General features: G+C 73.9%; 28 protein-coding genes and 1 pseudogene. 17 read left to right on the top strand and 12 right to left on the bottom strand.

Annotation, left to right across the window (positions count from 1 at the left end; all coding sequences use genetic code 11):
* Together A3CO_RS38440 and A3CO_RS34095 are read right to left on the bottom strand one after the other, a co-directional pair.
* The coding region (locus A3CO_RS38440) for a hypothetical protein (RefSeq protein WP_211214539.1) at positions 1–223 on the bottom strand (223 nt) is incomplete at its 3' end.
* A gap of 334 nt (positions 224–557) precedes the next feature.
* Positions 558–920, bottom strand: coding sequence for a hypothetical protein (locus A3CO_RS34095; protein ID WP_157647816.1), 363 nt, complete (start codon positions 918–920; stop codon positions 558–560).
* A gap of 10 nt (positions 921–930) precedes the next feature.
* Here A3CO_RS34095 and A3CO_RS38435 point away from each other — a divergent pair, with 10 nt between their 5' ends.
* A complete protein-coding gene (locus tag A3CO_RS38435) occupies positions 931–2472 on the top strand; it encodes a hypothetical protein (RefSeq protein WP_051086055.1) in 1542 nt (513 codons plus the stop codon).
* A gap of 205 nt (positions 2473–2677) precedes the next feature.
* Complete coding sequence (locus A3CO_RS0124000; RefSeq protein WP_018334804.1) at positions 2678–3157, top strand: hypothetical protein; 480 nt, start codon at positions 2678–2680, stop codon at positions 3155–3157.
* A 78-nt stretch (positions 3158–3235) separates the two neighbouring features.
* On the opposite strand, the gene ligD is transcribed toward A3CO_RS0124000, so the two are convergent.
* Complete coding sequence (ligD, locus tag A3CO_RS0123995; protein ID WP_018334803.1) at positions 3236–4180, bottom strand: non-homologous end-joining DNA ligase; 945 nt, start codon at positions 4178–4180, stop codon at positions 3236–3238.
* A gap of 28 nt (positions 4181–4208) precedes the next feature.
* Between ligD and A3CO_RS0123990 the strand changes: the two genes are divergently transcribed.
* Positions 4209–5639 (top strand): FAD-dependent oxidoreductase, encoded by a 1431-nt coding sequence (locus A3CO_RS0123990; protein ID WP_018334802.1) that lies wholly within the window; start codon positions 4209–4211, stop codon positions 5637–5639.
* 34 nt (positions 5640–5673) lie between these two features.
* On the opposite strand, the gene A3CO_RS0123985 is transcribed toward A3CO_RS0123990, so the two are convergent.
* Entirely contained in the window at positions 5674–5976 is a 303-nt protein-coding gene (locus A3CO_RS0123985) for a DUF2631 domain-containing protein (protein ID WP_018334801.1), read from the bottom strand.
* 120 nt (positions 5977–6096) lie between these two features.
* Here A3CO_RS0123985 and dxr point away from each other — a divergent pair, with 120 nt between their 5' ends.
* The 8 genes from dxr (at position 6097) to A3CO_RS0123940 (ending at position 15469) form a co-directional block, all read left to right on the top strand.
* On the top strand, positions 6097–7269 hold the full coding sequence (gene dxr, locus A3CO_RS0123980; protein ID WP_018334800.1) for a 1-deoxy-D-xylulose-5-phosphate reductoisomerase: 1173 nt from the start codon (positions 6097–6099) through the stop codon (positions 7267–7269).
* A gap of 52 nt (positions 7270–7321) precedes the next feature.
* Positions 7322–8638, top strand: a complete 1317-nt coding sequence (locus A3CO_RS0123975; RefSeq protein ID WP_033414950.1) for a M50 family metallopeptidase — start codon at positions 7322–7324, stop codon at positions 8636–8638.
* Between the two features lie 67 nt (positions 8639–8705).
* Positions 8706–9872 carry a flavodoxin-dependent (E)-4-hydroxy-3-methylbut-2-enyl-diphosphate synthase gene (gene ispG, locus A3CO_RS0123970; RefSeq protein ID WP_018334798.1) on the top strand — a complete coding sequence of 389 codons (1167 nt, stop codon included), beginning with the start codon at positions 8706–8708 and terminating at the stop codon, positions 9870–9872.
* An 88-nt stretch (positions 9873–9960) separates the two neighbouring features.
* Entirely contained in the window at positions 9961–12009 is a 2049-nt protein-coding gene (locus tag A3CO_RS0123965; RefSeq protein ID WP_051086054.1) for a S9 family peptidase, read from the top strand.
* A gap of 297 nt (positions 12010–12306) precedes the next feature.
* Positions 12307–13140: a GNAT family N-acetyltransferase gene (locus tag A3CO_RS0123955; protein WP_026204944.1), complete on the top strand. Its 834-nt coding sequence runs from the start codon at positions 12307–12309 to the stop codon at positions 13138–13140.
* Between the two features lie 94 nt (positions 13141–13234).
* Positions 13235–13609: a DUF3054 domain-containing protein gene (locus tag A3CO_RS0123950; RefSeq protein ID WP_018334794.1), complete on the top strand. Its 375-nt coding sequence runs from the start codon at positions 13235–13237 to the stop codon at positions 13607–13609.
* Positions 13610–13619: 10 nt separating this feature from the next.
* Positions 13620–14477 carry a type I methionyl aminopeptidase gene (map, locus tag A3CO_RS0123945; RefSeq protein WP_026204943.1) on the top strand — a complete coding sequence of 286 codons (858 nt, stop codon included), beginning with the start codon at positions 13620–13622 and terminating at the stop codon, positions 14475–14477.
* Entirely contained in the window at positions 14474–15469 is a 996-nt protein-coding gene (locus tag A3CO_RS0123940) for a dihydrofolate reductase family protein (RefSeq protein ID WP_018334792.1), read from the top strand. Before map ends, A3CO_RS0123940 begins: the two co-directional genes overlap by 4 nt.
* Here A3CO_RS0123940 and A3CO_RS34085 read toward each other — a convergent pair.
* Complete coding sequence (locus A3CO_RS34085; RefSeq protein ID WP_018334791.1) at positions 15366–16031, bottom strand: GNAT family N-acetyltransferase; 666 nt, start codon at positions 16029–16031, stop codon at positions 15366–15368. The two genes, A3CO_RS0123940 and A3CO_RS34085, sit on opposite strands and share 104 nt — an antisense overlap.
* A gap of 154 nt (positions 16032–16185) precedes the next feature.
* Between A3CO_RS34085 and A3CO_RS0123930 the strand changes: the two genes are divergently transcribed.
* Positions 16186–16665: a pyridoxamine 5'-phosphate oxidase family protein gene (locus A3CO_RS0123930; protein WP_018334790.1), complete on the top strand. Its 480-nt coding sequence runs from the start codon at positions 16186–16188 to the stop codon at positions 16663–16665.
* Here A3CO_RS0123930 and A3CO_RS39835 read toward each other — a convergent pair.
* Entirely contained in the window at positions 16662–17456 is a 795-nt protein-coding gene (locus tag A3CO_RS39835; protein WP_018334789.1) for an SAM-dependent methyltransferase, read from the bottom strand. The two genes, A3CO_RS0123930 and A3CO_RS39835, sit on opposite strands and share 4 nt — an antisense overlap.
* Positions 17457–17585: 129 nt before the next feature.
* Here A3CO_RS39835 and A3CO_RS39830 point away from each other — a divergent pair, with 129 nt between their 5' ends.
* Positions 17586–17945 carry a UBP-type zinc finger domain-containing protein gene (locus tag A3CO_RS39830; RefSeq protein WP_018334788.1) on the top strand — a complete coding sequence of 120 codons (360 nt, stop codon included), beginning with the start codon at positions 17586–17588 and terminating at the stop codon, positions 17943–17945.
* 285 nt (positions 17946–18230) lie between these two features.
* Here A3CO_RS39830 and A3CO_RS40490 read toward each other — a convergent pair.
* A pseudogene (locus A3CO_RS40490) lies at positions 18231–18419 on the bottom strand (PGPGW domain-containing protein); the annotation flags it as partial.
* 92 nt (positions 18420–18511) lie between these two features.
* On the opposite strand from A3CO_RS40490, the gene A3CO_RS34075 reads away from it, so the two are divergent.
* Together A3CO_RS34075 and A3CO_RS0123905 are read left to right on the top strand one after the other, a co-directional pair.
* Positions 18512–19168 (top strand): LysR substrate-binding domain-containing protein, encoded by a 657-nt coding sequence (locus tag A3CO_RS34075; protein ID WP_018334786.1) that lies wholly within the window; start codon positions 18512–18514, stop codon positions 19166–19168.
* Between the two features lie 230 nt (positions 19169–19398).
* On the top strand, positions 19399–19854 hold the full coding sequence (locus A3CO_RS0123905) for a hypothetical protein (RefSeq protein WP_018334785.1): 456 nt from the start codon (positions 19399–19401) through the stop codon (positions 19852–19854).
* On the opposite strand, the gene A3CO_RS34070 is transcribed toward A3CO_RS0123905, so the two are convergent.
* Complete coding sequence (locus A3CO_RS34070; RefSeq protein ID WP_018334784.1) at positions 19809–21017, bottom strand: alpha-amylase family glycosyl hydrolase; 1209 nt, start codon at positions 21015–21017, stop codon at positions 19809–19811. The genes A3CO_RS0123905 and A3CO_RS34070 overlap by 46 nt on opposite strands.
* Before the next feature lie 104 nt (positions 21018–21121).
* Here A3CO_RS34070 and A3CO_RS36275 point away from each other — a divergent pair, with 104 nt between their 5' ends.
* Entirely contained in the window at positions 21122–21577 is a 456-nt protein-coding gene (locus A3CO_RS36275) for an ATP-binding protein (protein ID WP_018334783.1), read from the top strand.
* A 111-nt stretch (positions 21578–21688) separates the two neighbouring features.
* On the opposite strand, the gene A3CO_RS0123890 is transcribed toward A3CO_RS36275, so the two are convergent.
* From A3CO_RS0123890 to A3CO_RS0123880, 3 genes are all read right to left on the bottom strand, one after another.
* On the bottom strand, positions 21689–22477 hold the full coding sequence (locus tag A3CO_RS0123890; RefSeq protein WP_018334782.1) for an amino acid kinase family protein: 789 nt from the start codon (positions 22475–22477) through the stop codon (positions 21689–21691).
* Positions 22478–22488: 11 nt separating this feature from the next.
* Positions 22489–23301, bottom strand: a complete 813-nt coding sequence (locus tag A3CO_RS0123885; RefSeq protein ID WP_018334781.1) for an amino acid kinase family protein — start codon at positions 23299–23301, stop codon at positions 22489–22491.
* Between the two features lie 246 nt (positions 23302–23547).
* On the bottom strand, positions 23548–25026 hold the full coding sequence (locus tag A3CO_RS0123880) for an aldehyde dehydrogenase (protein WP_018334780.1): 1479 nt from the start codon (positions 25024–25026) through the stop codon (positions 23548–23550).
* A gap of 238 nt (positions 25027–25264) precedes the next feature.
* On the opposite strand from A3CO_RS0123880, the gene A3CO_RS34060 reads away from it, so the two are divergent.
* Positions 25265–25831: a hypothetical protein gene (locus A3CO_RS34060; protein ID WP_018334779.1), complete on the top strand. Its 567-nt coding sequence runs from the start codon at positions 25265–25267 to the stop codon at positions 25829–25831.
* Here A3CO_RS34060 and A3CO_RS36270 read toward each other — a convergent pair.
* Positions 25786–26352 carry a hypothetical protein gene (locus tag A3CO_RS36270; RefSeq protein WP_018334778.1) on the bottom strand — a complete coding sequence of 189 codons (567 nt, stop codon included), beginning with the start codon at positions 26350–26352 and terminating at the stop codon, positions 25786–25788. The genes A3CO_RS34060 and A3CO_RS36270 overlap by 46 nt on opposite strands.
* Between the last annotated feature and the right edge of the window lie 44 nt (positions 26353–26396).

The raw sequence follows: 26396 nt of genomic DNA, 5'->3' as shown, positions 1-26396 counted from the left end.
GCTCGGACAACGACGTCGTGGACGCGGACGTGCCGGTGCTGGGCGACGGCGCCGCGTCGAGCGGCTCAGGCTCGGACAACGACGTCGTCGACGCCGATGTCCCGGTGCTGAGCGACTCGGGCAGCAGCGACTCGGGCAGCAGCGACTCGGGCAGCAGCGACTCGGGCAGCAGCGACTCGGGCAGCAGCGACGCCGGCGACGCGGTGTCGGACGCCGTCGACACCGCGAGCAGCCTCCTCTGAGGACCGTCACGACCGGAGGGCCCCGTCCCGCACACCACGTGTGGGGCGGGGCCCTCTTGTGTGTCCGGGGCGAGTCCGACGCGGACCGGGGCGGCCCGCTCCGGCCGTGCGTCGCCCGCGACCACGGCTCGCCCGACCGGGGCCCATATCGGCTCAATCGGGCAAAGCAGGCGCGACGCGACGGTGACAGCGGCGACGCTCCGTCGTGACCTCACACGATTGCTGCACGGCGCGGAACGCGACGCGCTCACTCGAACGGGGCGAGTCGGAGGAGCACGGGTCGCGTGCTGGGCCGAACGGGGGATTAGCTCTGTGTCACCAAGCGACTGCGGGGAGTCGCGATCCGGAGCTGATCGAAGGAGCCCCACCCATGCCCATCGTCCGCCGCGCCGCCGTGGCCACCGCCATCGTGGCGACCGGTCTCACGGTCTCGGCCGGAATGGCCTCTGCCGCGACCGACGACGGCTCGTCCGGGTCGTCGCACTCGTCCTCGTCGTCCTCCTCGCACTCGTCGTCGTCGCACTCGTCGAGCTCCTCGTCGCACGACTCGTCGAAGTCCTCGACGTCGTCGGCGCAGACCAAGAGCGCCGACACCAGCAGCTCGTCCTCGTCGCCACGATCCTCGTCCACGCGTTCGGCGTCGACCTTCTCGACGTCCGACGGCGGGACGTCGAGCACCCGGTCCACCGTGACGCAGAGTTCGGGTGGATCGTCCAACCGCATCTCGGCGACGAGCACGACCCGCGGCGGCGGCCTCGGTGACACCACCGGCGGGAACATCACGATCACGTCGCAGAACACGAGCGACATCGGGAACGACAACACCATCCTCAGTGGCAACAACGTGGCCACCGGCGGCAGCACGATCGTCAACGGCAACACGACCACGATCACCTCGACCAACGGCACCACCACGACGACCACCACGGGCGGCACCGGCACCGGCACCGGCACCGGCACGGGCACGGGGACTGGCACGGGCACCGGGCTCGGCGGCACGGGTACGGGCCTCGGCGGCACCGGCACGGGTACGGGGCTCGGCGGCACCGGCACGGGTACGGGTCTCGGCGGCACCGGCACGGGCACCGGGCTCGGCGGTACCGGCACGGGCACCACGACGGGCGGCACCGGCGGCACGGGTGGGCTGGGCCTCGGAGCCGGCGGTGGCCTCGGCGGCCTCGGCGGCCTCGGCGCCGGCCTCGGCGCCCTCGGCGGTACGGGGACCGGCACCGGCGGCGGCGCGACCGGCACCGGCACCGCCGGGCTGCTCGGCGCGGGCTTCGGGGGCAACCTCGGCAACCTCGGCCTCGGCGGTGGCCTCGGCGCCCTCGGCGGTACGGGGACCGGCACCGGCGGCGGCGCGACGGGCACCGGCACCGCCGGGCTGCTCGGCGCGGGCTTCGGGGGCAACCTCGGCAACCTCGGCCTCGGCGGTGGCCTCGGCGCCCTCGGCGGTACGGGGACCGGCACCGGCGGCGGCGCGACGGGCACCGGCCTCGGTGGGCTGCTCGGCGCGGGCGCCGGGGGGAACTTCGGTGACCTCGGCCTCGGCGGTGGGCTCGGTGCCCTCGGTGGCACGGGGACCGGGACCGGCGGCGACGCGACGGGCACCGGCCTCGGTGGGCTGCTGGGCGGTGGCCTGGCGGGCGACCTCCCGGGCCTGGGCGGTCTCGGCACCGGCCTCGGCGCCGGCGGCGGTACGGGGAGCGGCACCATCGGCGGCTCGCCGGTCGTGACGCTGCCCGCCGGTGGTTCGGCGGCCGACCTCGGGGCGGCGATCCGGGACGCGCTCAACCAGGGTCTCGCCCCGCTCGAGAGCCCGAACTTCCCGTTCGACGCGCCCGGCTTCGGTCTCGGGGCGGGTCTCGGGGCCGGCACGGGAACGGGTACCGGCCTCGGGGGCGGTATCGGCCTCGGCTCGGGGACCGGCACCGGCACCGGCACCGGGACCGGCACGGGCACGGGGACCGGCACGGGCACCGGCACCGGCACGCTGCCCGGCACCGGGACCGGCACCGGGACCGGGACCGGCACGGGGACCGGCACCGGCACGCTGCCGGCCCCGGGCACCGGCGTCGACCTGCAGGGCCTGGTCACCGCGATCGTCAACTTCCTCGGCATCGCCGGGACCGGCCAGACCCCGGGAGCGGGCAACAACCTGTTCCTCAACCTCGGTGGGCTGCTGGACGCGGTCACCACGTCCCTCGGCCTCGGCGGCACGACCGCCTGACCGGAACGCACGACACCACGGGCCCGGTCCCGCTCCTCGCGAGCGGGACCGGGCCCGTCGTCGTTCCCGCATCCGCAACGGGGGTTCCTCACCCGATCTGACCATGCGTGGGCGAGATCCGTACCAGTGACGTGAAGTCGACGTTGGACGGTCCGTCACGCCCGGTCGCGCTCCGTGATCTGGCTCCTGTGCAAGGAGGAATCACATGTCGATCGTCCGTCGCGCCGTCGTGGGTGCCGTCGTCCTCGGCGCCGGGCTGGCGTCCACCGCCGGGATCGCGTCCGCCGCGCCCGTCGCCCCGCCCGGGGTCGACGGCGCGATCAACGCCGCGAACGCCGCCGCGAAGGCCGGCACCCTGGCTGGCCTCGCGGGCGCCCAGTCCGGCCTGAACGCGGCCAACGCCGCCGCCACCGTCGCGAAGGCCGTCGGCGGGGTGAACATCCCGGGGCTGGACAAGCTCCCCGGCTTCACGTCGGTCAGCGAGATCCCCGGCCTCACCCAGGGCCTCGCCGCGCTCCCGTCGGCCTCGGACTTCACCAGCTTCTCGAAGCTCCCCACCGACCCGACCGCGTTCGGCGACACCCTGACCAAGGGCCTCCCGACGGCCGACAGCCTCTCGAAGGGCCTGAGCCCCGCGGCCCTCACCCCGGACCTGTCGGCGCTGACCGGCCTGGCCGGCGGCTGATCGCCTTCCCGACGACGGGTGGGGGCGCGCCGGGGGCGCGCCGGCACCCGTCGTCGGGAACGGTACGACGCCGGACGGTCAGACCTCGGGGGTCTCCGGTTCGGGGGCCTCGTCGCGGTCGGCCCACTCCAGCAGGGGCGCCAGGTCGAACACGGCCTCGTCGATGCCCGCGTGCAGGTCGCCGAGCTCGGCGTAGCGCGCGGGCATCGTCGCGATCGTGAAGTCGGCCGGCTCGACGTCCGCGATCTCGTCCCAGCGGACCGGGGCCGAGACGATCCCGAGCGGGGTGCCGCGGACCGAGTAGGCGCTGGCGATGGTGTGGTCGCGGGTGTTCTGGTTGTAGTCGACGAAGACGGTGCCGGGCGCGCGGTCCTTGCGCCACCAGGCCGTCGTCACCAGCTGCGGGGCCCGCCGTTCGACCTCGCGGGCGAACGCCCAGGCCGCGCGCCGCACCTCTCCGAACGAGTGCTCGGGGCGGATGCGCACGTAGACGTGCAGGCCCTTGCCGCCCGAGGTCTTCGGGAAGCCGACCGCGCCGAGCTCGTCGAGCACCTCGTGCACCACCGTCGCGACCTGCCGCACGGTGTCGAACCCGACGCCCTCCATCGGGTCGAGGTCGATGCGCCACTCGTCCGGGGACTCGACGTCGGCGGCGCGGGAGTTCCAGGGGTGGAACTCGACGGTCGACATCTGCACGGCCCAGACGACGTCGGCGAGCGAGGAGACGCAGAGCTCGTCGGCGGTGCGGTTGTAGCGCGGGAAGCGGACCCGCACGGTCGGCACCCAGTCCGGCGCGCCCTTGGGCAGACGCTTCTGGTGGACCTTGTCGCCGTCCACCCCGCTCGGGAAGCGGTGCATCATGCACGGCCGGTTCCGCAGGGCGTTGACGATGCCGTCGCCGACCGAGACGTAGTACCGGGCGAGATCGAGTTTCGTCTCCCCACGCGCCGAGAAATACACCCTGTCCGGGTTGGTGAGCCGCACCGTGCGGCCGGCGACCTCGAGCTCGGCAGCTTCTGCCACGAGCGCACGCTAGCGGAGGGGATGCCAGATGACCCGTCGGATCGTCGTCATCGGGGGCGACGCGACCGGGATGAGCGCGGCGAACACCGCGCTCCGGCACACCGCGGCGGACGGCGGCGAGGCCCCCGAGGTGATCGTCCTGGAGCGCGGGCACTACACCTCGTACTCCGCGTGCGGCATCCCCTACTGGATCGCCGGGGACGTCACCGGGCGCGACGACCTCGTCGCCCGCACCCCGGAGCAGCACCGCGAGGCCGGGATCGACGTGCGGATGCGCACCGAGGCGACCGCGGTCGACCTCGACAGGCAGGTCGTGACCTTCCGGGCGCTCGACGGCGACGGGTCGGAGGGCGAGCTGGAGTACGACGACCTGGTGTTCGCCACCGGCGCGGCCCCGGTGTACCCGCCGCTCGACGGGATCGACGCCGACGGCATCCACGGCGTGCAGTCGCTCGAGCAGGGCGAGCAGATCGTCAAGGACCTCGACGCCTCGCAGGCCCGGCGGACCGTCGTCGTCGGCGCCGGGTACATCGGCGTGGAGATGGCCGAGGCGATGCTGACCCGCGGCCTCGAGGTGACCGTCCTCGACCGCGCGCCGGAGCCGTTCACGCAGATCGACCCGGACCTCGGGACGATCGTGCGGACCGCGATGGAGGACATGGGCATCACGGTGCTCACCGGCACCTCCGTCGAGGGCTTCGACGTCCGGGAGGACGGGCGGGTGGCCGCGGTGCGCGTGCGGGGCGAGCGCAGCGACGGGGAATCGGGCGCGGACGGCGCCGTGGCGGCGGACATCGTCGTCATGGGGCTCGGGGTGGCGCCGAACGTGTCGCTCGCGCAGGAGGCGGGGCTGACCGTGGGGCCGTCCGGGGGCCTGGTCACCGACGTGCGGATGCGCTGCCTCGGGCACGAGAACGTGTGGGCGGGCGGCGACTGCGTCGAGGTGCACCACCGGCTCTCGGGGAAGGGCGTCGCGATCGCGCTCGGCACCCACGCGAACAAACACGGCCGCATCATCGGCACCAACCTCGCCGCCGGCTACGGCACCTTCCCGGGGGTGATCGGGACGGCGATCTCCAAGGTGTGCTCGCTGGAGATCGGCCGGACGGGCCTGGGGGAGCGGGAGGCCACGGCGGCCGGCTACGGGTACGTCACCGCGACCATCGAGTCGTCGAACGTCGCGGGCTACATGCCCGGCGCGGAGATGATGACCGTGAAGGTGATCGCCGAGGAACGCTCCGGGCGACTGCTGGGCGCCCAGATCGTCGGGCGGGCCAACTCGGCCAAGCGCATCGACGTGTTCGCCACGGCGATCTGGAACGGGATGACCCTGGAGGAGATGACCTTCATGGACCTCTCCTACGCCCCGCCGTTCTCACCGACCTGGGACGCGGTCCTGGTCGCCGCGCGCAAGGGCGCGAAGGCGGTCCAGGACGACATCCCGCGCAGTCCGGTCTGAGCGACGCTCCCGGCCGGGTCCGCCCGGCCGGCGGTCAGCGGCGCCAGGAGGTGCGGCTGCGGATGATCGACCCGAGCGAGAGCGCGAAGAACGCGACCGCGATGACGACGAGCCAGACGTCCTCGGAGCGTCCGCGGTGGTTGCCCCAGAGCATGATCAGGCAGACGGCCGCCACCACGAAGCCGGCGAAGCGCGCGGTCTTCGGGTAGTGCCCGTGCCAGCCCCACTCGACCGAGGGCTCGTCGTCGGAGGAGACGCCTCGCACGACGACGGCGCGGTGGCTGTCGGCCTTCGAGACGTCACCGTGCGCCTGCCGGGCCGGGCTCGAGCTCGCCACGGGGTCCTCCTGGTCGAGATGTGCGGTTCGCGCGTCAATCTATCGGTCGGCGCGGCCCGCGGCAGTCCGTGGGGCGGGTGGCCGCGCCGATCCGGTGCCCCCGGGCCAGGATGAGCGGCGATGAGCACCGCGCGCCCCGTCGTCCTGCTGGGTTCCACCGGATCGATCGGCACCCAGGCGCTCGACCTCGTCCGCGCGAACCCCGACCGCTTCTCCGTCACGGGCCTCGCGGCCGGGGGCGGCCGACCGGAGCTGCTCGCCGCGCAGGCCGCCGAGTTCGGGGTCCCGACGGTGGCCGTGGCCGACGCGGGCGCCCGGGCGGCGGTCGCCGACGCGCTGCGCGCCGCCGGCAGCGACGCCGAGGTGCTCGCGGGCGCCGCGGCGCTCACCGACCTGGCCGGCAGCGGCGCCGCGGGGACCACCGTCCTCAACGCCGTCGACGGGTCCCGCGGGCTCGCCCCGACCCTCGCGGCGCTGCGCAGCGGGGCGACGCTCGCGCTGGCGAACAAGGAGTCGCTCGTGGCGGGCGGGCCTCTGGTCACCCGTGCCGCCACCCCCGGGCAGATCCTCCCGGTCGACTCCGAGCACTCCGCGATCGCGCAGTGCCTGCGCTCCGGGGCGCTCGGGGAGGTCGACCGCATCGTCCTGACGGCGAGCGGGGGCCCGTTCCGCGGCCGGTCGCGGTCCGAGCTGGCCTCGGTCTCGCTCGACGACGCCCTCGCCCACCCCACCTGGGCGATGGGTCCGGTGGTCACGCTCAACTCCTCGACGCTGGTGAACAAGGGCCTCGAGCTCATCGAGGCGCACCTGCTGTTCGCGGTGCCCTACGAGCGGATCGACGTCGTGGTCCACCCCCAGTCGGTGGTGCACTCGATGGTGACCTTCGCCGACGGCGCCACGATCGCCCAGGCCAGCCCGCCCGACATGCACCTGCCGATCGGCCTCGCCCTCGCCTTCCCCGACCGCCTGCCCGGGGCCTCGCGCCGCGAGTCGTTCGCCGAGCCGCAGGCGTGGACCTTCGAGCCCCTCGACGCCGCGGCCTTCCCCGCCGTCGACCTCGCCCGCGCCGCCGGCTCGGCCGGGGGATGCCTGCCCGCCGTGTTCAACGCGGCGAACGAGGAGGCCGTGCGCGGCTTCCTCGCCGGCCGCGGCACCTGGCTCGGGATCGTCGACACCGTCGCGGACGTGCTGAGCTCGGCCACCGAGTGGGCGGGCGACCCCCGCGACGTCGACGACGTGTACGCCGCCGAGGACTGGGCGCGCACCCGGGCGGGGGAGCTGCTGGCGGCCTGAGCGCCGCCCCACGCCGAGATCACCGGGCGGCCCGCTACCGTGGCGCTCCGTGATGCTCGTCCTCGGGATCGTGCTCTTCGCGCTCGGTCTGCTGTTCTCCATCGCCTGGCACGAGCTCGGCCACTTCGTCGCCGCCCGTCGCTTCGGGGTGCGTGTGCCCGAGTTCATGGTCGGGTTCGGTCCGACGGTGTTCGCCCGTCAGCGCGGCGAGACCTCGTTCGGGATCAAGGCGGTCCCGCTCGGCGGCTACATCCGCATGATCGGGATGATCCCGCCGGCGCCGGGCGAGCGGATCGGGCGCAGCCGCCGGTCGGGGCCGTTCCAGGGGCTGATCGACGACGTCCGCGCCGACTCGGTGAAGGACATCCGCCCCGGCGACGAGGACCGGCAGTTCTGGACCCGCAAGCCGTGGCAGCGCATCGTCGTGATGTTCGCCGGGCCGTTCATGAACCTGATCCTCGCGGCGGTGCTGTTCATCATCGTGCTCATGGGCTTCGGCATCCCGACGGCCCAGCCGGTGGTCTCCTCGGTGAGCAAGTGCGTCGTCCCCGCCTCGCAGGCGACCACGACGACCGACTGCCCGCCGGGCGCGCCGCTGACCCCGGCCGCGCAGGCCGGCTTCCAGGCCGGCGACCGCATCGTCAGCTTCGACGGCCGCTCCTACGACTCGTGGGAGGACATGCAGCAGGCGATCCGCGCTGCCAGCGGCACCGTGCCCGTCGTCATCCAGCGACCCCTTCCCGACGGCGGGTCGCAGACGCTGACGCTCTACCCGCGGCTCATCCAGACCCAGCTGCTCGACCTCGACTCCGCCCGCAGCTCGGGGGAGCCGAAGTACGTCACCGGTTCGTTCCTCGGCCTGAGCCCGATCCAGCCCACCACCCGGCAGACCCCGACGCAGGTGGTCGGCTTCGTCGGCGACATGGGCGTGCGGGCGGTCAACAGCATCCTCGCCCTGCCCACGAAGGTGCCTGCGCTGTTCGGCGCGGTGTTCCTCGGCGAGCAGCGGGACGCGAACGGGCCGGTCAGCGTGGTCGGGGTGTCGGTGCTCGGCGGTGAGGTGCTCGCCTCCGACAGCCCCGTCGCGACCGAGATCGCCACCATGCTGCAGCTGCTCGCCGCGGTGAACGTGTCGCTGTTCCTGCTCAACCTGCTGCCGATCCTGCCGCTCGACGGCGGGCACATCCTCCCGGCGCTCTGGGAGGCGGCGAAGAAGCGGATCGCCCGGCTGCGGGGCCGTCCCGACCCCGGGCCGGTCGACATGGCGAAGCTCATGCCGATCGCCTACGGCTTCGCGATCGTGATCATGCTCTACGGCGGGCTCGTGATCCTGGCGGACATCGTCAACCCGATCAAACTCAACCTGTAGGTGAACAGATGCCGGAGTCACGTCCGTGACCCCGGCATCGTCGGGACGGCTTCGGCATAGTGGAGGCATGACGATCGACCTCGGCATGCCGGAGGCTCCTGCGGTGCTCGCGCCGCGGCGCAAGACCCGCCAGCTCGACGTCGGCGGCGTCGGCGTCGGGAGCGACCACCCGGTGTCGGTGCAGTCGATGACCACGACGTTGACCTCCGACGTCAACGCCACCCTGCAGCAGATCGCGGAGCTCACCGCGGCGGGCTGCGACATCGTGCGCGTCGCCGTCCCGTCGGCCGACGACGCCGACGCGCTGCCGGCGATCGCGAAGAAGTCGAACATCCCCGTGATCGCCGACATCCACTTCCAGCCGAAGTACGTGTTCGCCGCGATCGACGCCGGCTGCGCCGCCGTCCGCGTGAACCCGGGCAACATCAAGCGCTTCGACGACAAGGTCGGCGAGATCGCGAAGGCCGCCAAGGACGCGGGCACGCCGATCCGCATCGGCGTCAACGCCGGGTCGCTCGAGCCGTCGATCATGGCCAAGTACGGCAAGGCGACGCCCGAGGCGCTCGTCGAGTCCGCGCTGTGGGAGGCCTCGCTCTTCGCCGAGCACGACTTCCACGACATCAAGATCTCGGTCAAGCACCACGACCCGGTGACGATGGTGCGCGCCTACGAGCTGCTCGCCGAGCAGTGCGACTACCCGCTGCACCTCGGCGTCACCGAGGCCGGGCCGACGTTCCAGGGCACGATCAAGTCCGCGACCGCCTTCGGGGCGCTGCTCTCCCGCGGGATCGGCGACACCATCCGCGTCTCGCTCTCGGCCCCGCCGATCGAGGAGGTCCGGGTGGGCCTGTCGATCCTGGAGTCGCTGAACCTGCGCCCGCGCAAGCTCGAGATCGTCTCCTGCCCGTCGTGCGGCCGCGCGCAGGTCGACGTCTACAAGCTCGCCGACGAGGTCACCGCCGGGCTCGAGGGCATGGAGGTCCCGCTGCGCGTGGCCGTCATGGGTTGCGTCGTCAACGGGCCCGGTGAGGCGCGCGACGCCGACCTCGGGGTCGCCAGCGGCAACGGCAAGGGCCAGATCTTCGTCAAGGGCGAGGTCATCAAGACCGTGCCCGAGGCGCAGATCGTCGAGACCCTCATCGAGGAGGCCATGCGCCTCGCCGAGGAGGCCGGCTCCGACGAGGAGCTCGCGGGCGGCGTGGCGGGCGGGGCGCCGACGGTCACGGTCGGGTAGGTGCGCTCCGCGCCGGTGAGTTCCCGTGCCCTGACACGGATTCGTGCTCACGGGCGCGCGGCGCACCCCCGTGGTGGGATCGGGGGTGATGAGCACCTTCGACGACCTCGACGCCTTCGTCGCCACCCGCCGTCAGGCCGGGCTCGCGCTCTCCCCGGACGGTGCACGCCTGGTCACCACCGCGGCCGAGCTCTCGCCGGACGCCACCCGGTACGTCACCTCGATCTGGGAGGTGGACCCGCGCGGCGAGGAGCCCGCCCGGCGGCTGACCCGCTCGTCGAAGGGTGAGGCGTCGGCGGCCTTCGCCCCCGACGGCGACCTGTACTTCACCTCCGGCCGCCCGGACCCGTCGTCGGAGCCCGCGGAGGACGAACCGGCCGCGCTGTGGGTCCTCCCCGGGCACGGCGGGGAGTCCCGTCAGGTCCTGACGGCGGGTGACGGCGTCGCCTCCTTCCAGGTGGCGCGGGACTCGGGGCACGTCGTCGTCGCGACGTCGGTGCCGGTCGGGGAGGCGCCGAAGGCCGAGACCGAGTCCGAGGGCGAGATCGAGTCCGAGGGCGACGTCGAGGACCCGGCGGGGGCCCTGCGGGCCGCCCGGAAGAAGGCGGGCGTCTCGGCGCGGCTGCACACCCGCTACCCGGTGCGCTTCTGGGACCACGACCTCGGGCCGGGACGTCCGCAGATCCGGGTCCACGAGCCGCTCGGCGCGGACCGGCTCGCGCCGCCCGCCGTCGTGATCGACCCCCTGGAGCCCGGGCAGCGGCTCCGGGAACACGCGATCAGCCCGGACGGACAGGCGCTCGCGGTGGCGGTCGACGTGCGCGACCCCGAGGACCCGGCGGCCGTGCGGGTGCGGCTGGAGGTGCGGCGGGGGTCGGAGGCCGAGGTGGTCGCGGACGAGCCCGGCGTGGACCACGAGCGGCCGACGATCACACCCGACGGCCGGTGGCTGCTCTGGATCCGCGAGCGCCACGCGGAGCCCGGCCGCGCGCCCGCCCACACGCTGCTGGCTCGCCCGCTCGACGGCGGGGAGACCACCGTCGTTCTGGCAGAGGGCCGGTTCACGCTGCAGTCGGTGGTGGGTGCCGCCGATCGCGACGCCGTGTACGTGACCGCCGACGAGCAGGGGCACTGCCCGGTGTTCCGGGTGTCGGTCACGACGGGCGAGATCAGCCGCCTGACCCGGTCCGGGGCGTACACCGACGTCGTCCCGACCCCCGAGGGCGGGGCGCTCTACGCCCTGCGGTCGGCCCCGGACGCGCCGCCGACCCCGGTGCGGCTGGACCCGTACGGCACCGACCAGGACCCGACGACGCTGCCCGGGGCGACGGAGATCGACGCGCTGCCCGGGACGCTGACGGAGGTCACGGCCACCGGCGAGGACGGTGCCGCGCTGCGCGGCTGGCTGGCGTTGCCCTCCGGTGACGGCCCGCACCCGCTGCTCGTGTGGATCCACGGCGGCCCGTTCAACTCGTGGAACGCCTGGACCTGGCGGTGGAACCCGTGGACGGCGACCGCACGGGGATACGCCGTGCTGCTGCCAGACCCGCGGCTCTCCACCGGGTACGGGCAGGAGTTCATAGACGTGTCCTCCGGGGCCTGGGGCGGACTGCCCTACACGGACCTGATGGCGCTGACCGACGCGACGGAGGCGCTCCCGGAGATCGACGCCTCGCGCACCGCCGCGATGGGCGGGTCGTTCGGCGGCTACATGGCCAACTGGGTCGCCGGGCACACCGACCGGTTCGACGCGATCGTCACGCACGCATCGATCTGGCACCTCGACGGCTTCGTCGGGACCACCGACGGCTCGTATCACTGGACCCGGCAGTGGGGCGACCCGATCACGGACCGCGAGCGCTACGACGAGCACTCACCGCACCGGTTCGCCGCCTCGATCACCACGCCGGTGCTGGTGATCCACGGTGACAAGGACTACCGCGTGCCGATCGGGGAGGGACTGCGCCTCTGGTACGACCTGCAGCGCCACGGGGTCGAGTCGCAGTTCCTGTACTTCCCCGACGAGAACCACTGGGTGCTCAAGCCCGGCGACGTGAAGGTCTGGTACTCGACGGTCTTCGCGTTCCTCGACCACCACGTGCTCGGGCGGGAGTGGACTCGGCCCGAACTGGTCTAGAGACACGACACGCCCGCCGCGACGCTGCGGCGGGCGTGAGGGGAGCGGTTCGGGTGGGGAGTCAGCGACGGGTGCGGCGCGGGTTCGCGACGCTGCCCTGACGCGCGAGGGCCTCGAGGGCCGCGGCGTCGATGTCGTCTCGGGTGGTGTCGTCTGCCATGGCCCCAGGGTCCCCGATCCAGCTGTTCGGATCATGTCCGACACCTGTGGCGATCATGACGATGCGATGAAGCAACCCGCGCGAGGTGTACGCACCGTGCACGGTTCATGGCGCCCGCGGTGTGGCACTCTTGCTGGGTGCTCCGTACTGCCGGTGCGCGGCTCCTCGATGACCGTGACCGGTCGAGGGTGCGCGGTGTGCTCGACGCTGACCCGGTCGCGACCTGCATGGTCGCGTCGCGGGTCGAGACCGTCGGTGTCGAACCCTGGCGCCTCGGCGGCGAACTCTGGGGCGTCGGCGGCCGGCTCGACGGACTGTGCTTCTCCGGCGCGAACCTCGTGCCGCTGCGCGGGGAGCGGGCCGCGGTCCGGGCCTTCGCCGACCGCGCGCGGCGGGGCCGACGGACCTGTTCGTCGCTGGTCGGGCGCCGCGAGCTCGTCCTGCCGCTGTGGGAGGAACTCTCCGAGCACTGGGGCGAGGCCCGCGAGGTGCGGCCCGACCAGCCACTGATGGCCACCGACTCCAACCCGTCGATCATCCCCGACCGCGAGGTCCGCCAGGCCCGCCCCGACGACATGGAGCGCTACCTCCCGGCGGCGATCGCCATGTTCCTGGAGGAGGTCGGGGTCGACCCGCGGGTCGGCGACGGCGGGGCCGGCTACCGGGCCCGGGTGTCCGAGCTGATCGCCTCCGGGCGCGCGTTCGTGCGCTTCGAGCAGGGCGAGGTCGTGTTCAAGGCCGAGGTCGGCGCCCTCTCGACCCGCGTCGGCCAGATCCAGGGCGTGTGGGTGCACCCCGACTGGCGGGGCCGTGGCCTCGGGCAGGCCGGCACCGCGGCCGTGGTGGACCACCTCGTCCGCGCCGGCCGGATCGCGTCGCTCTACGTGAACGCGTTCAACACCCCGGCACGGGCCGCCTACGCGCGCGTCGGGTTCGAGCAGGTCGCGAGCTTCGCCACCGTGCTGTTCTGACGATCGCCGCGACGATGTGGCGTTCCTGCCACTGGACGACAGCAACGACGCTTCGCTGCCACGAGGGACAGGAGCCCGGCCTACCCTCGATCCCGTGCGCACCCGTGCCCTCGCCCTGATCGACGTCCTGGCCGTCCTCGTGTTCGCCGCGATCGGGCGGCGCTCGCACGAGGAGGACCTCGCGATCGTGGGCATCGCGGAGGTCGCGGCGCCGTTCGTGCTCGGCGCGCTCGTCGGCGCCCTCGTGAGCCGCTCGTGGCGCGACCCGCTCTCGTGGCGCAGCGGCGTGAGCGTCTGGCTGGGCGCCGTCGTCGTCGGGATGCTGCTCCGCTGGGCCTTCGTGGACACCCCGCCGCTGAGCTTCATCATCGTCGCGACGATCTCGCTGGCGGTACTGGTCCTCGGCTGGCGCGGGGTGGTGCGCGCTGTCACGGCGGTGCGGGGAAGGCGCCGGCACCAGGAAGCCTAGGGTGGAGGGCATGCCGGTGCGTGCCCCTCTGCGCCCCGGGCAGCAGACGCCTCTGCGCCCGGTGCCGTCGTCCATCCCGCGGCCCGAGTACGTCGGGAAGCCCGCGCCCGCGCGCTCGACCGATCCGTGGGTGCAGGACCCCGAGGTCATCGAGAAGATGCGCCACGCGAGCCGGATCGCGGCGCAGTCGCTGCAGGCCGGCGGCGAGGCCGTGAAGCCGGGGGTCACCACCGACGAGGTCGACCGGGTGGTCCACGAGTTCCTCGTCGAGCACGGCGCCTACCCGTCGACGCTCGGGTACCGGAACTTCCCGAAGTCGTGCTGCACCTCGCTGAACGAGGTCATCTGCCACGGCATCCCGGACTCGACGGTGATCGAGGACGGCGACATCGTCAACATCGACGTCACCGCCTTCATCGACGGCGTGCACGGCGACACCAACGCCACGTTCCTCGCGGGCGACGTCGCCGAGGAGGACCGCCTCCTCGTCGAGCGCACCCACGAGGCGACGATGCGCGCGATCAAGGCCGTGAAGCCGGGCCGGGAGCTGAACGTCGTCGGGCGGGTCATCGAGGCGTACGCCAACCGGTTCGGCTACGGCGTGGTCCGTGACTTCACCGGGCACGGCATCGGGCGGACCTTCCACAGCGGGCTCGTGGTGGTCCACTACGACGACCCGTCGCGGCACGAGATGCTCGAGCCCGGCATGACCTTCACGATCGAACCGATGATCACGCTCGGCTCGATCGACTACGACATCTGGGACGACGGGTGGACGGTGACGACGAAGGACAAGTCGCGCACCGCCCAGTTCGAGCACACGATCCTGGTCACCGACACGGGCAGCGAGATCCTGACGCTGCCGTGAGGCCGCACGTCCTCGCCAGCTGCGCCGTCTCGCTCGACGGCTTCCTCGACGACGCGTCCCCGCAGCGCCGCATCCTCTCCGGCCCGGCCGACCTCGACCGGGTCGACGAGGAGCGGGCCGCGGTCGACGCGATCCTCGTCGGCGCGGGCACCGTCCGCTCCGACGACCCGCGCCTGCTGGTCCGCGCCCCCGAGCGCCGGGCCGCCCGCGTCGCCCGGGGGCTGCCGGCGAGCCCGCTGCGGGTGGTCCTGACGACGGGCCGGATCGCCGAGGGTGCGCGGGTGCTGAGTGGTGAAGCCGACACGATCACCCTCGCCGGCACCCCCGAGGAGGTTCTCGACGCCCTGGGGTGCCGCGGGGTGGTCCGGCTGATGGTCGAGGGCGGCGCGACGGTCCTGCGCGAGTTCCTGACGGCGGGTCTGGTCGACGAGCTGCAGCTGGTGCTGGCGCCGCAGCTGGTCGGGGACGGCCCCCGGTTCACCGGTGGCGGCCGTCCGCCGCATCTCGTCGAGACCGGCCCGATCGGCGGCGACGTCCTGTCGCGGTACCGCTTCGGGGAGGCCGACGACCGGCACCTCGCCGAGGCGTGCCTCCTCGCCGAGCACTGCCCGCCGTCGGCGACCGCGTTCAGCGTCGGGTGCGTGGTGGTCGCCGAGGACGGCACGGTGCTCGGCACCGGGTGGTCCCGGCGCGACCACCCGCTCGACCACGCCGAGGAGGGCGTGCTGCGCGCGCTGGGCCACGACCCGCGGCTGCGTCGGGCGACGCTCTACAGCTCGCTCGAACCGTGCGGGGAACGAGGGTCGCGCCCCGACCCGTGCGCCGCGCTCATCGCCCGCGCCGGCATCCCACGGGTGGTCCACGCGTGGCGCGAGCCGCCCGACTTCGTCACCGCGCCGAGCGGGTCGGAGCAGCTCGAGGCGGTCGGGATCGAGGTCGTGCACCTCCCGCGCTGGGAGCCGCTGGCGAAGAGGTGCGCTGCGCGCTCGTGAGCAGTGATCCGTGCTGGAGCACGGAATACTGCTCACCTGGCGGAGCCACCTCGAAGTGCACCGTCGACCACGGGTCGGGCCGGGCGTCGAACACCTCGACGAGCCCGGGGAACGACCGCCAGAAGGCGAGCGCGCCCGGCACGGAGGCGTTGGTGTGCAGGCAGACGATGTCGAACCGGGCCACCGCCCAGTTAACGGCGGCCCGGGCCAGCGTCCGCCCGACCCCGCCGCGTCGAGCCGAGGGCGCCACCCACACCCGGCAGACCTGACCGACCGAGGCCGACGCGTAGCGCGCCGCCAGCCAGTGCGGGACGTACTCGGGCTGCGGCCCGCCCGGTCGCACCGAGGCCGTCCCGGCGACCGTGCCGTCCTCGGCATAGGACACGAGCAGCACCCGGTCGTCCTGGTCGAGGTAGGCGCCGGCGAGGTCGTCGACGTCGGCGTGGAACCGCGGGTCGTGGCCGCCGAGCTCGACCAGCATGGCGCGCATGTGGCGCTCGATCGCGGGCAGATCCTCGACGGTGGCGGGCCGCACGGTCGGCCTCCCCAGAGCGACGGTCATCGCCCTACTCTTGCACACGAGCGGCAGCAGACACGTTTCAGCGACGGGGGCTCACGCGCTGCGAGCGGTGCCGGTCATGCGTGATCACGGCGTTGTCGAGAACCGGGACCCGGCTCCGTCCCCGGGGTGTCACACCTCGATCGAAGGAGCACCCGTGGACGCCCGCACCGTCGCCGAGACCCTCGCGCAGCCGATCGCGCAGGAGCTGCTGTTCTCCGACATCCCCGCCCGCCTGTCCTACGTCGGCCTCGACGGCGACCCGCGGGTGGTCCCGACGGCCTTCTGGTGGAACGGCACCTCGGTCGTGATCACCACGGTTCCCCGCTCGGCCAAGGTCGCGGCCATCACCGCCCACCCGCGGGTCGCCGTGGCCGTCGACCGTCCCGGCATGCCGCCGCGCTCGCTGCTGATCCGCGGCCGCGCGGAGATCGAGGTCGTCGACGGCGTGCGCGAGGAGTTCGTCGCGGCCGCGCGCAAGATCACGCCGGCCGAGGCGATGCCGCAGTGGGAGGCCGGGGTGCGGGCGCTCTACCTGCGGACGGCGGTGCTGACGATCATTCCCGACCACGTCGTCCTGCACGACTTCGAGACGACGATCCCGAAGGCCGTCGCCGATCTCGTCGCGGGCCGCTAACCCTTGACCGCGACCGCCGCCCAGGTGGCGGCGGGTCGGGGTGCGAGGCCCGCGCGCGGCCAGTCGGTGATGTCGACGATGCCGGGCTCGACGACGGCGAAGTCGCCGACGAGCGTCCGGAGCTCCGCGCGCGAGCGCAGCGTCACCGGGGAGGCCGTGTCGCGGAAGCTGTCGACGACGGCGCGCATCCGGGCGGCGTGGTCGGCGTCCTCGACGTCGTCGCTGCCGTGGCTGATGGCGAGCACGCTGCCGGGCGCGAGCCGCTCGCGGTAGATGGCCATGAAGCGCTCGGCGTCGCCGACGACGAAGTGCAGGCACGCGACCGCGAGCAGGGCCACGGGTTCCTCGAAGCGGAGCAGCCCCGCGACGCCGGGTGCCCCGAGCACCGCGGCGGGGCGCGTCAGGTCGGCCCGGGTCACGGTGACCGTGTCGAGCCCGTCGATCACCGCGGCGCTGTGCGCGACCGCGATCGGGTCCTGGTCGACGTAGGCGATCCGCACCGCCGGGTCGTGGGCGTGCGCGATCTCGTGGACGTTGCCGACGGTCGGCACCCCGGACCCCAGGTCGAGGAACTGGGAGATCCCGCGTCCGACGCACCAGTCGACCACCCGGCGGAGGTAGGCACGGTTCGCCCGCGCGCCGACCTGCTGGTCGGGGTTGGCGGCGAGGAGGCGCTGCGCGTGGTCACGGTCGACCTGGAAGTTGTGGGCCCCGCCGAGCAGGTAGTCGTAGACCCGGGCGCCGTTCGGACGGCCGATGTCGAGCTCGTCCGGCCAGGGTCCGTCCACCATGCGCCGACAGTAGCGCCCGATCCGGTCGTGTACAGCCGTCCTGAGCAGCAGGGACGGGTGCGGCAGGGCCGCCGGGACCGGGACGAACGGCCGGTCGACCGATGCGCGCCCCGCCCCGGAGCGCGCAGGATGACCGCCGTGGACGGAACCCCTGCCGAGATCGACCCCGCCGCACCGCCCTCGGGTGCCGGCTGCCTGGAGTGCGACCGCGCCGGCGGGTGGTGGTTCCACCTGCGCCGCTGCGCCGCGTGCGGGCACGTCGGGTGCTGCGACTCCTCGCCGGCGCAGCACGCCACGCGCCACGCCCGGGAGGCGGGTCACCCGATCCTGACCAGCTACGAGCCGGGCGAATACTGGTTCTACGACGACCGGACCGGGACGGTCGGGGAGGGGCCGGACCTCGCCGGTCCCCGGCACCACCCCGTCGAGCAGACCGTGCCGGGCCCGGCCGAGCGCGTCCCGCGCGACTGGACCTCGCAGCTGCACTGATCCGGACCGACGGCGGGACTCACACCACCCGTCGTCGGGACGGGGCCGGCGCAGCCGCGGCACGGCCACCGCCCCAGCGGTGGACGCTGTAGGCCAGCAGCCCCAGCAGGACGACCCCGACAGGATCAGGCTCGAGCCGGTGCCGACCCCGCCGAAGGGCAGCGTCGGCACCGCGATCCACACGATCCCGCCGACGATCAGCGCCAGGCCCACGGCGGCGGTCCAGGCGATGCGGAGGTTCGAGGCGACGCTGAACTGCGCGGCGCTGATCGCCCGGTGGCGGACCGGGGCGACGTGGCGCTGCGCCCAGGGGTACTCGTTGGCCAGCACGACCAGGCCGGCGAGCACCAGCAGCAGGCCGGGCCCGGGGAGCACGAGCAGGACCACGCCGACGGCGACGAGCGCGACGCCCACGATCGTCACCACGGTCCGACGGAGCAGGACGCCGGTGCCACGCGCCCCAGGAGGTGCCATACCGGACGAATACCTGCCGGCTCGGGTCCCGTCCCGTGACGAGTGCCGTCGGTGGGTATGCCTGCGGTGATCACCCCGCAGGAGGAGGACCCATGACGGCCCCGCAGGACCCGTACGCCGCCGCCGAGGCCGTGGCCGTGGCGGCCAGCAGCATCCCGGGCGAGTTCCTGGTGCCCGACCTGGTGGAGCGCTTCCGCGCCGAGCAGCCCGAGTTCACCGTCGCGACCACCCCGACCGACTCCGCCGGGGTGTTCGCCGCGCTGCGCGACGGCGAGGCCGAGGTCGGCTTCGCCGGCGTCGAGCCCGACGGCGGGGACCTCGTCGCCGAGGTCGTCGGGGCCGACGAGATCGTGCTGGCGGTCCCCGCCGGGCACCCGCTGGACGGGGCCGCGTCGGTGACCGTCGCCCAGCTCGCCACCACCCCGCTCGTCGAGCGCGAGGAGGGCTCGGGCACGCGGCGCTCCTTCGCCGACGCCCTCGCCGATCGTGGCACCCCGCTGGTCTCCGACCAGGAGTGGACGATCCGCGACTCGAACGAGGGCCTGATCGAGGCGGTGGCCGCCGGCGAGGGCGTCGGCGTCGTCAGCGCGTGGGCGCTGGAGCGGCACGGGCGCGACGACGTCCGCGCCGTGCGCCTCGACGGCGACCCGATCGAACGCTGTCTCTACCTGGTGCTCCGCGCCGACGACGACCTCGGACCGGCCGCGACGACGTTCGTCGCCCTCGCCCGCGAGCTCGCCCGTCGGTGAGGCAGGATCTCCCGACGACGGGGCCGGATCGTTCCCGGGGGTGCGAGGTCGCTCAGGTCGCTCCGGGGACCGACGATCGCGGTCCCGGCGGCGCCGCGACGTCCGAGTGAGCGACCGCCCGCGGCCGACCGGCGCAACTTCGGGCGCGGCGCGCCGATCGCGGTAACTCCGTCGCCCGCGGGCCCGACAGGGGACCGAACGGTCTGTTCCCGACCCCCGCGAGGTGGCTGATGGCGGTGCGGCTCGACGTCGGGTCGGTGGGGTTCACGGTCCGCCTCTCCGGGATCGACGTCGTCGGCGGGGGCCGTCGGGAACTGGTCGTGCCGTTCGCGCGGGTCCTGGGCGTCCGGGTGATGGCCCGCCGGGACGCCCTCGCCTCGAGCCCCCGCCTCGCGGCCCCGGCGTTGTGGTGGCCGCGGCGGCTGCGGACCGGCTGCTGGGGGATCGGGGAGCGCCGGCAGTACTGGGCGGTGCACCACGGCTCCGACCTGGTCGTCGTCTACCTGAGCGGCCGCCCGTTCCACCGCGTCGTCGTCGACGTGGACGACCCGCGCCTGACCCACCGCCGCCTCGACGCGGCGCTGCTGGCCAGCAAGAGGGCGGAGCCGCGCCGTCCGCTGCGTGGCCGGGGCGGAGCCCGTCAGCCCTCGAACCACCAGTTCGGCGCCCGGTGGTCGTCGCCGTAGTCGAGCGTGACCAGCAGGGCGTGCCCGTCCAGGTGGCTGCGGTAGACGAGTCGCTCGTGGTCGACGTGCACCACCTCGAGGTGGGCGCGGTGCAGCCAGTCGTGGCGGCGACGCAGGCCGATCAGCTCCTGGTGCCGGTGCAGGACGTCGAGGTCGGCCCCGGGCGGCGGGTCGTCCGTGAGCTCGGGGCGGACCGCGTCGTCGCCGCCGTGACGCTCCTCCTTGACCCCGGCGAGGCCGAACTCGTCGCCCGCGTAGATCGACGGGGTCCCGGCGACCGTGAACAGCACGGCCAGCGCGAGGGGCAGCGTGCGGCGGTCGTCGAGGCGGCTGGCGAGGCGGGTCACGTCGTGGTTGCCGACGAAGGTGGCCGGGACCTCGGCGGAGAGGAAGTGCTCGTGGCGGCGCAGGGCGTGGGCGAGCTCGTGCGGGTTGCGGTCGTTCAGGCTCGACCAGATGGCCTTCCACAGCTCGTACTGGGTGAGCGAGTCGATGGTCGTCGCGAGGGCGATCTCGGCGTGGTCGCCGTGGAGGACCTCGCCGAGGAACCAGGCGTCGGGGTGGCGCTCCCGCACGCGGGGGAGGACCTCGGCCCAGAAGTCGGCCGGCACGGCGTAGGCGGCGTCGAGCCGCCAGCCGTCGATGCCGTGGTCGAGCCAGTGGCACAGCACCTCGACCACGTGGTCGCGGACCTCGGGCCGGGTGTGGTCCAGGGCGAGCAGGCCGGGGTGCCCCTCGAAGGTCGCGAGCCCGCCGTCGGCGTCGTGGCGGAACCAGCGCGCGTCCGGGCCGGCGGGATCGGCCCGCGCGGCGAGCACGCGGGGGTGCTCGGGCCCGAGGTGGTTGAACACGCCGTCGAGCAGGATCCGCAGACCACGGTCGTGAGCTGCCGCGATGAGGGCGTCGAGGTCCCCCGTGTCGCCGAGGCGGGGGTCGACGCGGAGGTGGTCGGTGGTGTCGTAGCCGTGGCTCGACGACGCGAAGACCGGCCCGAGCAGGACGCCGTTGGTGCCCAGGCGCTGGACGTGGTCGAGCCATCCGACCAGGCGGCGCAGCCGGTGCTCGTCGGGACCGGGCGGCGTGTCGGCGGGGTACGCGCCCACGGCGCCCAGGGGGTAGACGTGCCACCAGATGGCGTGGTGGACCCAGTCGGGCTCGCTCATCGCGGAGATGGTGGCACGGGTCGCGGTGCCGGGGCGGTCGGATCCCGCAGGAACGGGTAGCCGCTACGCATGACGGACACCGACACACGGCCCGGCAGGAGCAGGTGAGCGCCGCGGACGACGTCCCGCGCACCGAGGGTCCGGCGTGCGTGTGCTGGCCCGAGCCGGAGGGGGCCGGCGTGCGGCAGCGGCTGGACGCGGAGCCGGAGACGGTCCGGGTGCTGCGTCGGGAGGTCCGGGCGTGGCTCGACGGCGGTCACGTCGACGAGGAGACCGCAGAGTCGATCCTGCTCGTCGTGGACGAGGCGGTGACGAACGCCGTGGAGCACGCCTGCCCGGGGTGGGACTGCTCCGTCGAGCTCGTCGCCGGTCCCCGTGCCTGCGGTGGCGGCGTGTCCGTGCTCGTGGCCGACGACGGGGAGTGGCAGCCGCGCGGCGATCCCGGCTTCCGCGGGCGCGGCATCGACCTCATCGGTCGCCTCGCGCAGCGCAGCACGATCGAGACCGGCGGCGACGGGACGACCGTGCGGATGTGCTGGCCGTCGTCCTCCGACCGCTGATCGACGAGGTCCGGCCCCGCGAGTGCGGCGGTCTGCGTCATGGCTGACGCACTTCGCCGCACTCCGCCGCGACCCCGACGACGGATGAGCCACCCGTCGTCGGGACCGGGATCAGGCGTGGACGGTGACGCCCGCCGGCTCGCCGGCCACCGCGCTGCTGATCTGGCCGCGCGTGGTGCCGTCGACGACGCGAACCTCGCGCACGTGCTTGGCGCGCTCCAGCAGCTCGCCGACGATGCGGTCGAGCGGCAGGTCGGCGTCGGTGGTCGCCAGCTCCTTCGCCGACACCCGCTCGGCGCCGGCGAACCGTGCGAGGGCGTCCGCGTCGCGGACGTAGGTGACCGAGCGGGCGCCGAGGGCGTCGGCGAGCAGCAGCGCACCGGCATCGGAGCGGTGGCGCGGCAGCTTGGTCTGCCGCGACGTGAACTCGTGCACGCCGTAGGGCGGGTAGCCGTTGGAGACGACGGCGGGCGCGGCGGCGAGGTGGACCGAGAGCTGGCCCGCGACGGCGCCGTGCGGCAGGTAGGAGACGCCCTCGCTCGCGAGCAGGGCGGCGACGAGGTGGCCGTTCTGCTCGGCCTCGGTCGCGGCGAGCCCGGCCAGCGCGCCGGTGGGCAGGCCGAGGTCGAGCCCGACGCCGAGCACGTGGCGGGCGCGGACGCCGGCCCCCGTCAGAATGAGCATCCGGTGGGAACGGAGCAGGGAGCGGAGCTCGTCGACGACGGGGAGCAGGGTCTCGCGGCCGCCGTCGATGATCGTCGACCCGCCGAGCACGACCACGTCGAGCCAGGGCAGCAGCCGGATCGGGCCGTGCTCGACGTCGGTGGCCTCGCGCACGCGCTCACGGTCGAGCAGGGTCTGGCGCATCAGCGCGGAGGGGACGTCCTTGGTGTCGCTCATGGTGGTCTCCTCTACGCCGAGATGATGGTGCCGACGTGCTCGCCGGCGAGGGCGGCGGTGATCCGGCCGGGCACCAGCCCGTTGACCACCTGGACGGACCGCACGCGGCGGGCGTCGCGCAGCAGCTCGAGCATGCCGCGCTCCAGCACGAGGTCGGGCAGGTCGCGGGCGAGCAGCTCGTCGACGGTGATCTCGGGGATGAACTCCGCCGAGGGGTCGTTCTTCGGGTTGGCCGTGAAGAGGCCGTCCTCGTCCTTGATGTAGATCATCTGCCGACAGCCGTAGGTCTCGGCGACGAGGAAGCAGCCGGCGTCGGTGCGGTAGGGCGGGATGACGCCCTCGCCCGGCACGCGCTGCCACATCCCGTACGGCGGCATGCCGGCGAAGATCGCGGCGCCGACCTCGGCGACCTGCAGGGGCAGGGAGGCGAAGGCGTTCGGGGCGACCACGGGGATGCCGTGGCGGGCGAGCAGGTAGCCCAGCATCGTCGCGTTCTGACCGGCGACCGCGGAGCCGACGTCGCTGAGCACGCCGGTCGGCAGGCCGAGCTCGGCGGCGAGGGAGTAGGCGTGACGGGCGCGGGTGCCGCCGCCGGTGCCGATGAGCAGCTGGTGCTGCCCGCGGGCCGCCAGGAGCTCCTCGACGACGGGCAGCACCGCGGCAGCGCCCCGGTCCATGAGGCTCTGGCCGCCGACCTTCACCACGGTCGCGTCGGGAAGCACGGCGTGGTCGGGGGCGTCGACGCTGGCCGCGGCGAGCGCGGCGTCGTCGTACGAGCGGGTCCGGAGCAGCGACGCCAGGTCACTGCTGGTCGGGGCGGTCACGACGGGTTCCTCTCCGCCCCCGGGTCGTGGAGGGCGGACGCGAATCTAGTGGCGCCCGACCGAGGTGTGCCACAACCCGCTGACCAGCACCGACGCCTGTCTGCGGACCTGTTCGTCACGCTCGGCCGCAGGCGCGGGGCGGGTCCGGAGGTGGCTCCGCGCCGACGGGACCGGGGTCTGATCGGGTGATCTCGCCGACATCCGACGACGGGTCCGCGACGCGGACCCGTCGTCGGGAACGGTCGGTCACCGCAGGTAGCTCGCCGGCGCGTAGATCGACTTGTACTCGAGGTAGTTGTTGATGCCCTCGGGGCCGAGCTCGCGGCCGATCCCGGAGTCCTTCATCCCGCCGAAGGGAGCCCCGAGGTCGATGTCGTACCGGTTCACCCCGATGGTGCCGGTACGCACGCGGCGCGCGACACCCATGGCGCGCTCCTCGTCGGTCGAGTAGACCGAGCCGCCGAGCCCGTAGTTCGAGTCGTTCGCGATCCGCACCGCCTCCTCGTCGGAGTCGAACGGGATCATGGCGAAGACCGGGCCGAAGACCTCCTCGCGGGCGAGCTGATCGTTGTTGTTCACGTCGGCGAACACCGTGGGCTCGACGAACCAGCCGCGGTCGAAGTCGCCACGACCGCCGCCGGTGACGAGGCGGGCCGAGGAGTTGCGGCCCACGTCGATGTAGCCCATGACGCGCTCGAGGTGCGTCTGCGAGGCCATCGGCCCGAGGGTCGTGGCCGGGTCGAGCGGGTTGCCGACGACCTGGTCGCGGGAGAACTGCGCCACGGCCTCGACGAGCTCGTCGTAGCGCTCCCGGGCGACGAGGATGCGCGACGCCGTGGTGCAGGTCTGGGCGTTGTTCATGAACGACGACGTGGGCATGGCGGCGAGGAAGGTGTTCACGTCGGCGTCGGCGAGGAAGATCGACGCGGACTTGCCGCCCAGTTCGAGGGTGCAGCGGCGGATGAGGCGCCCGCACTCGGCGCCGATCTCGCGGCCGGCCCGGGTGGAGCCGGTGAACGCGACCTTGTCGACGCCGGGGTGGGTCACCAGCGAGGCGCCCGCCTCCCGGCCGGCGAGCACGATGTTGAGCACCCCCGGCGGCAGACCGATCTCCTGCGCGGCGTCGGCGAAGACGTATGTGTCGAGCGCCGTCTCCGGCGAGGGCTTGAGCACCACGGTGCAGCCGGCGGCCAGAGCAGGGGCGAGCTTGAACATCGCGAGCGCCTGCGGGTAGTTCCACGGCGTGATCGCGGCGACCACGCCGACCGGCTCGCGGCGCACGACCGTCGCCCCGTGCACGCCGGTGCTGGGGCGTACGGACTCCAGCTCGACGCCCTGGATCACCTGGGCGAACATGCGCAGCAGGCCGGCCGGGGCGCCGCCGTTGAACGCCGACGACAGCGCGATCGGCATGCCGTTCTCCTGGCTGACCAGGCGGCTCGTCGACTCGGCGCGGGCCTCGAGGGCGTCGGCGAAGCGGAGCATGAAGTCCACCCGCTCCGCCACCGTCGTCCGGCCCCAGGGGCCGTCGTCGAGGGCCCGGCGGGCCGCGCGGACCGCCGCGTCGATGTCGGCGTCGGTCCCGAGCGCGGCTTCCCCGAGCACCTCGCCGGTGGCTGCCTCGAGAGCGCGGTGGGTCTCGCTGCCCCGAGGCTCGACCCACTCCCCGTCGATGAAGAAGCGCGTGCGGTCGAGCTCGGTGCGAGCGTCGGCGATGGCGGTCACGTCAGGAGCTCCTGCCGTAGGTGAGGTCGGTCATCCCCACTGTCGCCGCAGATGCGGGCTTTGACAAGAGATAGGCCCGTCGATGCGGAACTATGCTGACTCTGCGGGTTCCGGGTCCGGAGCCTCAACCCGTGATCGGTCGGCCAGGACCGGAGATGCGGCGTCGGATAGCCGCTGCAATCCGTCGTTGCGGAGCTCGGGCTTCCAGGATGACGTAGTTGCGGAGCAGGATGGTCGGGTGATCGTCCCGCTCCCGTCGTCCTCCCGCCCGGCCCGGGCCGTCGGCGCCCTGGCGCTGCTCGTCCTACTGTCCGCCTGCGGGGGCACGGCCGCTCCGGCCGCCCCCACGCCCGCGCCCACGAGCGCGGCGACCGACGTCCCGGCGGGCGCGGTCCGGGTCACCGGCGCCGTGCGGGACCCGGGCCGTGTCCTCACGGTGCAGGACCTGGCCGCGGCGCCGCAGCGCGACGTCGCGGTGTCCTTCCAGAGCGCCCGGGGGACCGAGAACCACCAGGAGCGCGGCGTCCCCCTCGACGCCCTGCTGCCGGCCCAGACCCTCGCGACCGATCCCGCCACGAAGAACGACCAGCTCCGCTTCGCCGTCCTGGCCGTCGGCGCCGACGGGTACGCGGCGACCGTGTCCTACGGCGAGGTGTCGGCCGACTTCGGCAACCGCGGTCTGCTCGTGTCCCTCATCGAGGACGCGAAGCCGCTGACCCGGCCGCGTCTCGTGGTGCCCGGCGACGTCAAGGGTGGGCGCTACGTCTCCGACCTGGTCGAACTGCGGGTGGTCCGAGTGTCCTGACGTCGGACGGGTCGGGTCGACGTCAGGGCGAGCAGCCCCGCGACGAGCCCGAAGACGAGGTGGAGGAGCACGACGCCGCCTATCCCGGCCAGTGCGACGGCCGGGGTGACGCCGACCGCGAGGCTCCGTCCGAGGGGGACGACGAGGGCGACGAGGTGGATCGGGGCGGCGGCGACCGCCAGCAGGACGGGGTGGCGTCGGACGACCGCGAGGACGGCGATCCCCTCGAGCGCCGCCGCGGCCGCGAGGTAGGGGACGACGCCGAGCGGGCCCTGGGGGACGAGCCCGAGGAGCAGGGCCGACGCGGACGCGAGGAGCGCGACCGCCGTCGTCGTGCCGGGGCGGGGCGCGACGTGGGCGACCCCGACCAGTAGTCCGAGCCAGAGGACACCCCGCCAGCCGGGGGCGTGCAGGGCGAGTCGCAGGTCGGCCTGGGCGACGATCCCGGCCGTGGCGACGACGGCCACCGCCGGCATGCGCAGCGTCGGCAGGCGGACGACGGCGGCGGGGGTGTGGATCACGGTGCTCCCTTTCGTCCCCGGACGACCCGGCTCACGCTACGTTC

The sequence above is a fragment of the Actinomycetospora chiangmaiensis DSM 45062 genome, assembly GCF_000379625.1.
GTDB classification, from domain to species: Bacteria; Actinomycetota; Actinomycetes; order Mycobacteriales; family Pseudonocardiaceae; genus Actinomycetospora; species Actinomycetospora chiangmaiensis.
Note: the sequence above shows the minus strand (reverse complement) of the source record. Positions and strands in the feature narration are given on the sequence as shown.

Coding starts and splice junctions, on each gene's coding strand:
- A3CO_RS34075 (WP_018334786.1), top strand. CDS start 18,512: ATGACGGCCCCGCAGGACCCGTACGCCGCCGCCGAGGCCGTGGCCGTG.
- A3CO_RS39835 (WP_018334789.1), bottom strand. CDS start 17,456: ATGGTGGACGGACCCTGGCCGGACGAGCTCGACATCGGCCGTCCGAAC.
- A3CO_RS0123905 (WP_018334785.1), top strand. CDS start 19,399: ATGGCGGTGCGGCTCGACGTCGGGTCGGTGGGGTTCACGGTCCGCCTC.
- A3CO_RS34085 (WP_018334791.1), bottom strand. CDS start 16,031: ATGACCGTCGCTCTGGGGAGGCCGACCGTGCGGCCCGCCACCGTCGAG.
- A3CO_RS0123890 (WP_018334782.1), bottom strand. CDS start 22,477: ATGAGCGACACCAAGGACGTCCCCTCCGCGCTGATGCGCCAGACCCTG.
- ispG (WP_018334798.1), top strand. CDS start 8,706: ATGACGATCGACCTCGGCATGCCGGAGGCTCCTGCGGTGCTCGCGCCG.
- A3CO_RS0123975 (WP_033414950.1), top strand. CDS start 7,322: ATGCTCGTCCTCGGGATCGTGCTCTTCGCGCTCGGTCTGCTGTTCTCC.
- A3CO_RS0123965 (WP_051086054.1), top strand. CDS start 9,961: ATGAGCACCTTCGACGACCTCGACGCCTTCGTCGCCACCCGCCGTCAG.
- A3CO_RS39830 (WP_018334788.1), top strand. CDS start 17,586: ATGACCGCCGTGGACGGAACCCCTGCCGAGATCGACCCCGCCGCACCG.
- A3CO_RS34070 (WP_018334784.1), bottom strand. CDS start 21,017: ATGAGCGAGCCCGACTGGGTCCACCACGCCATCTGGTGGCACGTCTAC.
- A3CO_RS0124000 (WP_018334804.1), top strand. CDS start 2,678: ATGTCGATCGTCCGTCGCGCCGTCGTGGGTGCCGTCGTCCTCGGCGCC.
- map (WP_026204943.1), top strand. CDS start 13,620: ATGCCGGTGCGTGCCCCTCTGCGCCCCGGGCAGCAGACGCCTCTGCGC.
- dxr (WP_018334800.1), top strand. CDS start 6,097: ATGAGCACCGCGCGCCCCGTCGTCCTGCTGGGTTCCACCGGATCGATC.
- A3CO_RS0123990 (WP_018334802.1), top strand. CDS start 4,209: ATGACCCGTCGGATCGTCGTCATCGGGGGCGACGCGACCGGGATGAGC.